Consider the following 10,641-nt stretch of genomic DNA (forward strand, 5'->3'; position numbering starts at 1 on the left):
CCCTAAGGGCTTCATCCATCACGCGGCGTCGCTCCGTCAGGCTATCGCCCATTGCGGAAGATTCTCGACTGCGGCCACCCGTAGGTGTATGGACCGTATCGCAGTTCCATCGGTGGGGGTCAGCCTCTCAGCTCCCCTAGCCGTCATCGCCTTGGTAGGCCATTACCCTACCAACTAGCTGATAGCCCGCAGGCCGCTCCCAAAGCCCGTCTTGCGACGGTTTTACTCCTAAGAGACTATCGGGTATTAATCCGGGTTTCCCCGGGCTATTCCCGTCTTCGGGGTGCGTTCCTACGTGTTATTACCTCGTCTGCCACTGCCCTTGCGGGCCGTTCGACTTGCATGCCTTATCCACGCCGCCAGCGTTCGTCCTGAGCTAGGATCAAACTCTACAAATAAATGGACTTTCACAAAAGTGAAAATCTTTGAACGGAACAAAAGAAAAAGCACTCTTCTTTTGCTCCAACCTTACCTATGCATATGTCAAAGTCCTATCTTTCTTTGCCGCTAAAAAAGCAGAAACTAAAATGCCCTTTGGGGCATCTGAAAAGTATACTTACCTTTTCAAGTTCTGCAAGCCCGTTCTAGCGCATAGGGGGACTATACCACAAAGCCCCTTTTAAAGGCAAGCCCCTGCACCTGACCCGTCAGGTGCAGGATAAGCAGCAAAAACCCGCTTTGCGGGTAAGCAGAAGCGGGCTATGTGTGGAACCAAAAACCCCTTATTTTGCGTCCTTTTTGTCGACTTCTGGCTTCTGAGGAGCGGGTTCTTCTTCTTTGTGGGGGTGCACCGCTCCCCCATCATGCTCCCAGTTTGCTTCAGTGGTGTCAGGATCGGGTAGGCGAGGTTTGTTACGTGCCTTATCCATGAGGCCTCTCTAGGGGGCTCCTCTTACACTTTTTTACAGCAGCGGAGAAGAAAGCGCAACGAGCCTTATCTCTGCTTCTTGTGGCCGCCAAAAGACGCGAGAAGCGGGGCGGCAAAACAGATAGACGAATACGTGCCGAACAAAACACCGAGACCAAGTACCAATGAGAATTCTTTTGTGCCACTGCCCCCAAAGAAATAGAGGGCGCCAAGGACAAGAATAACGGCAAGCGAAATGTTGATTGACCGCGCAAGTGTCTCAGTGATGCTCTCTCCCACCACCACGTCAAATGGCTTATCTGTTCTTTCTTCTTTATCCTTACGAAGATTTTCCCGAACTCGATCAAAGATGACAATGGTGTCGTTCACTGAAAAACCAAAGATCGCAAGAATTGCGGTGACAAAAAGGAGATCAATCTGGTACTCGACAAAATAGTGCCCAAGAATGGCAAAAACCCCAATAGGAATGACGGTGTTGTGAATGAGGGCCACGACTGCTGCAACGCCATACTTCCATGAGCTTACGGGTTCGGACACTTTTCGAAATGCGTAGGTAATGTAGAGAACGATCGCAAGCAAGGTGAGGACAATTGCAATCCACGCCTTACTTTGAAGTTCCTGTCCTATAACACCGCCGACTTGGCTAAACCGCACTTCGCTAAAGGTTCCCCCCCCCTCCCTAAGGAGCGACAAGAGCTGCGCATGCCCGTCTTCTGGGAGTGTTTCGGTGCGAAAGATATATCCTTGCTCACCAATCGGCTGGACGATTGCGTTCTCAAATCCGTTTTCGAGAAGAAGGGCTTGAAGTACCTCCACCTTTGGCTGTTCCCCCTCATAGCGAACTTCGAGTATTGAACCGCCAGTGAAGTCGACGCCAAGCTGAAGACCCAGCGCAAACATGGCGACGATGGAGACGACGATGAAAAGCGCCGAGAGACCTAGAAGATAGTTTTTGTGGTGAATGACGAACATAATTATCTGGAAATCCCCGAACCGAAGAGGAAGCGGGTCATTCCCGTAACATTTTCTGGGGCAAGTGCGTAGAGAAATGTCCTTGAGACAGTGATTGAGCTAATCATAGAAAGAATAACACCCAAGCCAAAGGTCAGCGCAAACCCTTCTACAAAAGATGTGCCGAACCAGAACAAGATAATAGCTGAGACAATTGCGGTGATGTTGCCATCCCATATGGCAGCCCACGCCCGCGCGAAGCCGTCGTGGATTGCGTCACGCAAAGTTTTTCCTCCACGCAATTCTTCTTTCATCCTTTCGAAGATGAGAATGTTGCCATCAACCGCCATACCGATGGAGAGGATGAAACCCGCAATTCCGGCGGCGGTCAGCGTAATACCAATTACTTTAAAGAGTGCGAGGTTTAGAATCACGTAAATGGTGAGCGCGAGCGAGGCAACAAGGCCTGGTGCACGATACCAGAACGTCATGAAGAGCATGACTGAAAAGAAGCCGACGAACCCTGCAACGATGCCTCGATCTTTGGTCTCTCCACCCAAGGAAGCACCGATAAGCTCGCTCCCCAGGAGCTCAATGGGGACAGGAAGTGCTCCTGAGTTTAATCGTCCGACGAGCACTTTTGCCTCCTCTGGGGTAAACTGTCCTGTGATTTGCGCCGATCCACCAGAAATCTCTTCTTGGATCACAGGAAGTGATATGGGAACACCATCAAGGAATATTGCGAGTACTTTCCCTACATTTTCTCTCGTAATTTGGGAAAACAACCTCTCCCCCTCGGCGTTGAATTTAAGAAGCACCATTGGCTCGCTTGTGAGAGAGTCAAATCCCACCTGAGCCCCTTCAACAAAACGCCCGCTAAGCGTCGTGTTTAGAAAAACAGCATCTTCTCCTTCGCCACCACTCAAAGCAAGCTTGAACTCTAAGACCGGTGTGCGACCTATCATGTCTGTTGCCTTATCAACATCAGTCACGCCAGGTAACTCAACAATAAGCCTATGCTCCTTCTCCGCCGAAATGATGCCAGCAGTCTTTTCTGTCTGTACGTTTGGCTCCGCAATACCGAAAAGGTTCACCCTGCGTTCAATGACATCACGGAGTGCCTCCATTGAGGCAGCGACATCCCCGCTCGCAATACTCGAAACATCCGCCCGATAGATAAGATGCGTCCCACCCGATAGGTCAAGTCCAGTTTTGAAAGTAAACCTCGACAAAAATCCCTCACTGGCTTCGGAGGCATACAAAAAATAGCCAATGCCGAATGAGAAAAGCAGTATGCATAATGCCGCAATGCGCATTTTTAACATGGGTGCATTCTAGCAGAAATAGAAGAAAAATGCACCCGAATACTTTAAGAGCGGCACATCTACCCAAAAAACGCCGAGAGAAGAACGAGGACACCAAAGAAAACAGCGATGGGGCCAAAGGGGTAACGCTCCGCAAGTTTGAGGAGGATGTGAATGGTCAAGAGTCCAAAGACGAAGGAGAAGAAAATGGCGACAAGTGAATTCGTGGTTAATGTAAAATCTTTGATATTGAGAAAGATGTTTCCCAAGAGAACTATCGGTATTGAGAGAAGAAAGGAGAGTCGAAACGCCTCCTTGTCATCGTAGCCGCGGAGCATGAGTGTCGAAACGGTGAGCGCCGAACGTGAGAGCCCGGGGAGGACGGCCAGCCCCTGCGCAATGCCCACCAAAACGTCGTCTCTCCATGTGAGAGCGGCGGAATCTTTTCTTTCCTTTCTGGTCTTTCGGGCTTTTATCTGAATGTATCCTGTCGCGAGGAGGAGAACACCTACCGCGACGGTTATGCCTTGCGAGGCAATCGGAACTATATTTTCAAAATAGATGATTCCTTGAAGCAAGGCGAGACCCAAAATACCTGAGATGAGTGTTGCGAGTGCGAGAAAACGAAGTTCGCCCTTTGTGTGCGGATTGTTGGGGTCGTGCGCAAAAATACTTTTAAAGAGGCGGACGATATCGTTCCAAAGGTAGATAATCGCCGCAAGTGCAGTTCCGAGGTGGAGGAGAAGCGCGTATTGAATAATATTGGAAAGCTCTCCAAGTTGGTGAAAGAAATTAGCTTCAAGGAAAACAATCGCCCCTTCCGAACTAATCGGAAGCCATTCGAAAACACCTTGTGTGATACCTAAGATAATACTTTCAAACATATGAGAATAGTATATCAATATTTGCACAACAAAAAAACGGGGGGTGGCCCGTCTCTCGTAATTACTACGATCTATCTCGCGCTCGCCGCTCCCAATACCGCGCTTCTGCTTCTGTATCTCTTGCTACACGGTGGATATCCTCGTGTTCGGTGCTCCACTGCCCAGCGTTTGCCTTCGCAAAATTCGCATTCATGCGCGCCGTTTGCGCCCTTTCCAAAAGAGCGAGATACGCAAGACCTTGCGCCATTATGTACCCGCTCCAGAACGCTTCCTTACGGGAGGATAGCCCTGGATTGCCCTCGTGTCAAGATAAGGAGGTTCTTGTATAGCATGGCGACTGTAATAGGGCCAATACCCCCCGGAACAGGAGTAAAAACGCTTGCCTTAGACGCGCATGCGGGGTCTGCGTCGCCCGCGAGCTTGCCACTCGCCTCACTTGTCGCGGCGTCCAAGATGACTACCCCGTCTTTTATGATCTCTGGGGTTAGGAGTCCTGCCTTGCCAACACCTGTCACGATGATGTCTGCATTTCTAGTGTATTCGCCAATGTCCAAGGTCTTGCTGTCGAGTACCTCTACGTTCCCCCCTTGGTGGCGAAACCACACTGCCGCAGGTGCTCCAACGAGTCGGCCCTTTCCGATGATCACAACATTCTTATCTTTAATGACAACGTGTTCTCTTTGCAAAATCTCGGCGATGGCAGCTGTAACCGGTGGAAGGATCTTTGCGCGGCCATTTTCGAACATCATCATGGACGAGCTCGATAACATATCGGGGTCCATGTGCGGAGGAATCACGTCGAGGACTTCTTTTGTGTTGAGCGCGCTCGGCAAAGGCAATTGCACGATAATACCGCAATCACTCCCTTGTGCTATCTCAGCGATTTCAGCTGCAAGGTGGAGTGTGTCCACATCACCCGGGAAATGTTTCTTTAAAACCGGGATACCGATGTCGTGAGCAAATCGCTCTTTGACCCCAAGAAACTTCTCGGAGACCATGTTCTCTCCTGCCATAAATACAAAAAGTGTTGGCGGAGTGTCACGCCTCGCCACTTCTGCCTTTAACCCCTCTTTTATCTCACCTGCAATTGCCCTTCCATCTACAATCATTCTTTTAGTATCCGATATTTAGTATCTGGCATCAAGTATACCAAATAGAAACCCCATCTCCTTCGTCGAAAATCTGAAGAGAAGTTATCACCTCCTTAGGACTTTATCGATTCTCTCTGCAATCTTTCGCATATCTTTTTCTTTGGCGCCTCGTGTGGTTTCCGCGGGTGAGCCCATCCGAATACCAGACGGGTCAAAAGGACTCCGCGTGTCAAAAGGAATTGTGTTTTTGTTGACGATGATACCTGCTTTTTCGAGACGTTCCTCTGCTTCTTTGCCAGAAATACCAATGCCCTCCATCCAGGTATCAAGAAGGAGGAGATGTGTATCAGTTCCCCCTGAAACAATTCTCCATCCCCTCTTTTTCAATTCGTCCGCAAGTGCTTGCGCATTCTTCACTACTTGTTTGGCATACTTTTTAAATGCCGGGGTATTTGCCTCATGAAAAGCGACTGCTGCGGCGGCAACCTGATGCATGTGTGGTCCGCCCTGAAGCCCTGGGAATATTGCTTTGTCGATTTGTTTTGCCAACTCTTGTTTACAAAAAATGACTGCGCCGCGCGGACCCCGTAGTGTCTTATGCGTGGTGGATGTGACTACATCTGCATAAGGAAGGGGTGACGGATATACTCCGCCCGCAACAAGTCCTGCAAAATGTGACATATCTACCATGAGGTAGGCGCCAACAGCGTCGGCAATCTCTCGAAACTTTTTAAAGTTGACTGTGCGTGGATATGCGGTGAAACCGGCGACGATCAATGCCGGTTTCTCCTTTTTCGCAAGTTGCATGAGCGCCCCATAATCCAGCTGTTCTGTCTTTTGAGAAACGCCGTAGGGAATCTGTTTCCAAAACTTTCCTGTAGCAGACACCTTCTGGCCATGGGTAAGGTGGCCACCGTGTGGCAACTCCATGCCCATGATCTTGCCGCCCTGTAGGACAAGTGCTGTATACACTGCCAGGTTCGCTGGCGAACCAGAATACGGCTGCACATTCACGTGCCACTCCTTGGGAGAGAGTTTAAAGAGTTTGAGCGCACGTGCTTGGCAGAGACGCTCTACTTCGTCCACTACTTCATTTCCACCGTAATAGCGCTTGCCTGGATATCCTTCTGCATACTTATCATTAAAAACAGATCCGAGTGCCATGAGCACGTCTGGGGATGCGTGATTTTCAGAGGGTATTAAATTTACCACGCGCTTTTGGCGCTTCTCTTCTTTTTTGATGAGATTTTGAATTTGTTTGTCTCGCATGAAAATATTTAGAATCTAAGCATCATAACTGAAAAGCCAAGATTCTACAACGTGACTTTCCGGCCACTAAAGGCAGAGGCAATGTGCACGTCTCCCTTCCCCCGGACTATCTCGCCTATGATCGCGGCATTCTTTAAATGCCTGAGTGCGGTACGTGCTTCTTCTTTTGGAACACCAATCACGAAGCCGATGCCATTGTTGAATGTCGTATACATCGTTTTGTCGGAAAGGCCTTTTCCATACATCTCATAAAAGATCTTGTGCGGCATGAGTTTAGAGGGGTGGGTGATATGAGCGTCCGCACTCCCCAAAAGATCCTTGAGTTTGGTGAATGCGCCGCCAGTAATGTGCATCATGCCATGAATCGTGCATTTCTCTGAAAGAGACAGTATGTCGTCTACATAAATCGCCGTGGGTATTGTAAATTCAGGCCGTATCTCTTTCTTGAAAATATGTCGCACTGTTGTAAAACCGTTTGAGTGAATCCCCGAGCTTTTGAGTCCAATTAATACATCACCAACGCGGAATTGGTTTTTCGTCGGTTTCTTCACGAACCCGGAGACGGTCATGCTGATATCAAGGCCTTCCATGTTGTCGTGGAACGAATTCTCGCCACCGACGATAGCAATCTTTCGCTTTCGGCACTCTGCCGCCATCGCGGCAATGATGTGAAAGACGCGGACGTCTTCGACGGGAACGGTTACATGATTTGAGAGCTTGTAAGGAACAGCGCGTACAATCGCAAGGTCATTCAAATTCATTGCCAGCGCGTCGATGACAGCCTCACGGAATGTCCCTCGCTTCCAGTGGTAGAGCCCCTTTGTGCCAATGCCATCAGTGTGATCGACTTCTGGATAAGAAAATTTTTTCTTGACCAATGGATACGTATTAAAAGTTACCGACACATAGGGAGTCTTCCACGTGGTCTTAACTGCAGCAATGATATCTTTTTTGTATGGTTTTACTGGATTGTACATACCTTACATCACTCCCCCAACGATTTCTTTGCCAAGTTCATCACGATGCGCTGGCCGTTCACGGCGGCGCATACCCATCAAAATGCCGAGTGCCGCAAACTCTGTCACTAAGTGAGAACCACCGTAACTCATAAAAGGGAGTGGTGTTCCTGTGACTGGTAAAAGCCCGATATTCATCCCGATGTGAATCACGAAATGTGTAGTAAAGAGTATCACAAGACCCGCCGCGTAAAGTGTCTCGAAGTTTGACGCCCCGAGGAGTGCGGCGCGAATAATCCTCCACATGACAATCCCGAACATGAGGAAGAGCAGGGCAACACCTACGAACCCCCACTCCTCGGCAAAGGCCGCAAAGATGAAGTCGGTCTCGTATTCCGGAAGAAATTCGAGGCGCGATTGGGTGCCAAACCCAACCCCTTTCCCTATAACACCCCCCGAGCCAACAGCGATGGTCGACTGGTATGCATTATACCCCGCCCCCTGCAGATCGGTCAGTGGGTTTAAAAAGGTAAGTATTCTCTCTTTCTGATAATCATGAAAGACAAACGACCAGAGAAGGAAAAAGACGGCGGCACCGATGGCAAAGACGAGAGCGAGGTGTTTTTTGGAGACTCCAGCAATGATGACCATGCCAAGCCAAATGCTGAAGATAATAATTGCTGATCCAAGGTCGGGCTGAAGGAAGACTAAGATAAACGGTACGAATGCATAAAACCCAGAGACAAGAATATGCCGAACATGCGCAATTTCAATGTGTCTGCGCGAAAAGTATTTTGCGAGAATGAGGATGATTAAGATCTTAACCGGGTCTGAAGGTTGTACGGTGAAGCCTCCAAACTGCAACCAGCTTTGCGCGCCCTTGACGGTTGTTCCGACGACAAATAAGAACGCGAGGACGGCGATAGCGGCAATAAAAAGACCAACAAGCACATCGCTCCGCTTGAGGAAACGCCAATCAAACAAACTCGCCCCGAAAAAAACGCCTATCGCCACTACTACCCATATGATCTGCCGGCTTGCAAAGTAGTTATCGCCCCCAAACGAGTACATAGCCAAAAGCCCCGCTCCAAGAATGGGGAGAAGGGCCGTAAACAATATCCAATCAATCGTGATTTTATTAAGGACGCGTTGCATCGATGCGGGGGAGGATATCTATACGAATGGGTTTCGAAGCGAACGGTTCTGACCATACAAATGTAATAGCGCGCTCACTTTCGCGCAAAAGCTCTCCGACCGCGGTCTTGCCAACACCGACGAGGTTGTCCTCTCCATCAAACAAGAGTGCGACAACAGTAATATCACGAGCGTCCATAAGCGAATCGTTTTCTAGAACCGCACGAAGTTTGGGCGAGGGCGACTCCTCCTCAAGAACCCTGTTTTTGACAATGAGTGTCGGTGCTACCTTTTCCGCACGGATCCATTCGGGAGGCCCCTCAAAAGAGAAGCGGGTTCGGACCGGAACGCGTTCCCCTGTTTGAATGCCGGATTCATAAATCGCGAAGCGCGAGTTCGGGTTAACGAACGTCCTTCCGCGACGTTCCACAACAAGAAGATTATCGGCATCAAAAAGTTCGAAAGAATAAGCAATTTGGCGTACGCCTGCCTTTGGATTTGGATTTTCGACAAGGGCGACCGCGTCATAAACCCCTTCGGTGCCCTGGAGCGCACGACTCCAAAGAACAATGAGGTCCGCCGTCTGGAGTGAGCAGACGCCTTCGCATGGCCCACCGCAGTCGACTCCTGTTTCACCTTGGTTTTGTTTTTTATCAAAACAAGATGCAGGTTCTTGCAAAGACAAGTAGAGCGGAAGGGCTAAAATGACGAGGAAGAAGCCCGCGACGATCGCGAGGTAGAAAAGACGACGTTTGGCAGCCCAACTCAACATATCGTTATACTAACATGGATTTAGTCACATAAAAAAGCCGCATAGCGGCTTTGCGTGCGTGCTTAGAACGGCAATGTCGGCCACCCAGAGAATCCTTGCTGATACGCGAGAATAAACCAGCCAACACTTACTGCGACAGAGGAAATGGTCGCGTTCTTCAACTTGAGTGTCCAAAATGTGTAGGCGAATACTCCGAGAATCGAGGCAGTCATCATGCTTGACCAAAAAGCGGGCTTATCTGGCCCCAAGACGGAGGGGAGCAGTGCTGCCAAAAAGAGCCATTGACCAATGCTGATGACTTTGTCTTGCCACAGTGATTTCTTTTGCGTCTCAGCTGCCATTGCCAACCTCAGGCAATACATCTTTGACGAGAGTAGCATGGTATGCAAAAAACGCAAAACAAAACTACCCCACTTCCGCAAGGCGGAGGGGGTGAATCGTGAGATGAGTGCTTTGTGCTGGCGCCGACCTACTCTCGCCCATTGGGCTACCATCGGCGCTGATGGGCTTAACTTCCGAGTTCGGAATGGGATCGGGTGTGACCCCATCGCCAAAGCACCAGCACAAAACACTCATCTCTTGGGTGAAACCGAAATGTGGCTTTCACATTTCCTAATAGGATGTCAGCCGTCGCACCTCACTACACTCAGCATGTATGCCGAATTGGAGTGAGGTACGACGGCAATTATGATGTATTAGTACTCCTCGGCTCAACGCATTACTGCGCTTACACCTAGAGCCTATCAACCTGATCATCTCTCAGGATTCTAAGATTCCTAATCTTGGGGTCGGCTTCCCGCTTAGATGCTTTCAGCGGTTATCCGTTCCCGACATAGCTACCCAGCGTTGCCGTTGGCACGACAGCTGGTACACCAGAGGTCAGTTCTTCGAGGTCCTCTCGTACTATCGAAGACTCCCCTCAAGAATCAACGCCCGCAGTAGATAGGAGACCAACCTGTCTCACGCAATAGTAGCCACTACCTATTAAGGTGGTGACACCGCCGTTGCCGGCGGGATCGGACTGTAACTTTATCCCTTACCGCAATTCGGTATGGGATAGCTAACATTCAGTCTCTACGGGCCCCCGGCTCTGTGCCGGAGTTCCCTCGGTATCATCCCCTCTGCAACGTGATGCAAAGCAGGATTCTACCGATTTGAGTCAGCTTCACGCATTCTATTCCTAGAATACGCCGCCGTGATCGTGTGATTGGTTCCTATACTTTTTCATAAACAAAAAGATTCCTCAATACTGGATTAAAACGGTTCAAGCGCCAAACTTTCGAACCATTTTGTTGGTTCGCGCGCTTAGCGCGCGAACGGTTTTAACCCAGCTCGCGTAACACTTTAGTTGGCGAACAGCCAAACCCTTGGAAGCTTCTCCACCTCCAGGATGTGTCGAGCCGACATCGAGG

Annotated in this window: 11 protein-coding genes and 3 rRNA genes; all 14 read right to left on the bottom strand. The window is 49.6% G+C overall.

Annotated features, from left to right (window positions below):
- Nucleotides 1-399 (bottom strand): 16S ribosomal RNA (locus HY455_02390); the annotation flags it as partial.
- 323 nt (nucleotides 400-722) lie between these two features.
- Nucleotides 723-869, bottom strand: a complete 147-nt coding sequence (locus HY455_02395; protein ID MBI4118356.1) for a hypothetical protein — start codon at nucleotides 867-869, stop codon at nucleotides 723-725.
- Between the two features lie 65 nt (nucleotides 870-934).
- A complete protein-coding gene (gene secF / locus HY455_02400) occupies nucleotides 935-1,840 on the bottom strand; it encodes a protein translocase subunit SecF (GenBank protein ID MBI4118357.1) in 906 nt (301 codons plus the stop codon).
- Between the two features lie 2 nt (nucleotides 1,841-1,842).
- A complete protein-coding gene (secD, locus tag HY455_02405) occupies nucleotides 1,843-3,144 on the bottom strand; it encodes a protein translocase subunit SecD (GenBank protein ID MBI4118358.1) in 1,302 nt (433 codons plus the stop codon).
- A gap of 59 nt (nucleotides 3,145-3,203) precedes the next feature.
- Nucleotides 3,204-4,007: an undecaprenyl-diphosphate phosphatase gene (locus HY455_02410; GenBank protein ID MBI4118359.1), complete on the bottom strand. Its 804-nt coding sequence runs from the start codon at nucleotides 4,005-4,007 to the stop codon at nucleotides 3,204-3,206.
- Between the two features lie 64 nt (nucleotides 4,008-4,071).
- Entirely contained in the window at nucleotides 4,072-4,254 is a 183-nt protein-coding gene (locus HY455_02415) for a hypothetical protein (GenBank protein MBI4118360.1), read from the bottom strand.
- 25 nt (nucleotides 4,255-4,279) lie between these two features.
- A complete protein-coding gene (locus HY455_02420) occupies nucleotides 4,280-5,116 on the bottom strand; it encodes a bifunctional 5,10-methylenetetrahydrofolate dehydrogenase/5,10-methenyltetrahydrofolate cyclohydrolase (protein MBI4118361.1) in 837 nt (278 codons plus the stop codon).
- Between the two features lie 87 nt (nucleotides 5,117-5,203).
- Nucleotides 5,204-6,367, bottom strand: a complete 1,164-nt coding sequence (locus tag HY455_02425; protein ID MBI4118362.1) for a serine hydroxymethyltransferase — start codon at nucleotides 6,365-6,367, stop codon at nucleotides 5,204-5,206.
- A gap of 44 nt (nucleotides 6,368-6,411) precedes the next feature.
- Nucleotides 6,412-7,344 (bottom strand): hypothetical protein, encoded by a 933-nt coding sequence (locus HY455_02430; GenBank protein ID MBI4118363.1) that lies wholly within the window; start codon nucleotides 7,342-7,344, stop codon nucleotides 6,412-6,414.
- A gap of 3 nt (nucleotides 7,345-7,347) precedes the next feature.
- Nucleotides 7,348-8,478, bottom strand: a complete 1,131-nt coding sequence (gene rodA / locus HY455_02435; GenBank protein MBI4118364.1) for a rod shape-determining protein RodA — start codon at nucleotides 8,476-8,478, stop codon at nucleotides 7,348-7,350.
- Nucleotides 8,462-9,229 (bottom strand): hypothetical protein, encoded by a 768-nt coding sequence (locus HY455_02440; GenBank protein ID MBI4118365.1) that lies wholly within the window; start codon nucleotides 9,227-9,229, stop codon nucleotides 8,462-8,464. The genes rodA and HY455_02440 overlap by 17 nt, the downstream gene beginning before the upstream one ends.
- A 62-nt stretch (nucleotides 9,230-9,291) precedes the next feature.
- On the bottom strand, nucleotides 9,292-9,570 hold the full coding sequence (locus HY455_02445; protein ID MBI4118366.1) for a hypothetical protein: 279 nt from the start codon (nucleotides 9,568-9,570) through the stop codon (nucleotides 9,292-9,294).
- Between the two features lie 114 nt (nucleotides 9,571-9,684).
- Nucleotides 9,685-9,793, bottom strand: a 5S ribosomal RNA gene (gene rrf / locus HY455_02450).
- Between the two features lie 125 nt (nucleotides 9,794-9,918).
- Nucleotides 9,919-10,641 (bottom strand): 23S ribosomal RNA (locus HY455_02455); the annotation flags it as partial.

This window comes from Parcubacteria group bacterium (genome assembly GCA_016204045.1).
Lineage (GTDB): Bacteria > Patescibacteriota > Minisyncoccia > Phycocordibacterales > UBA2135 > JACQLQ01.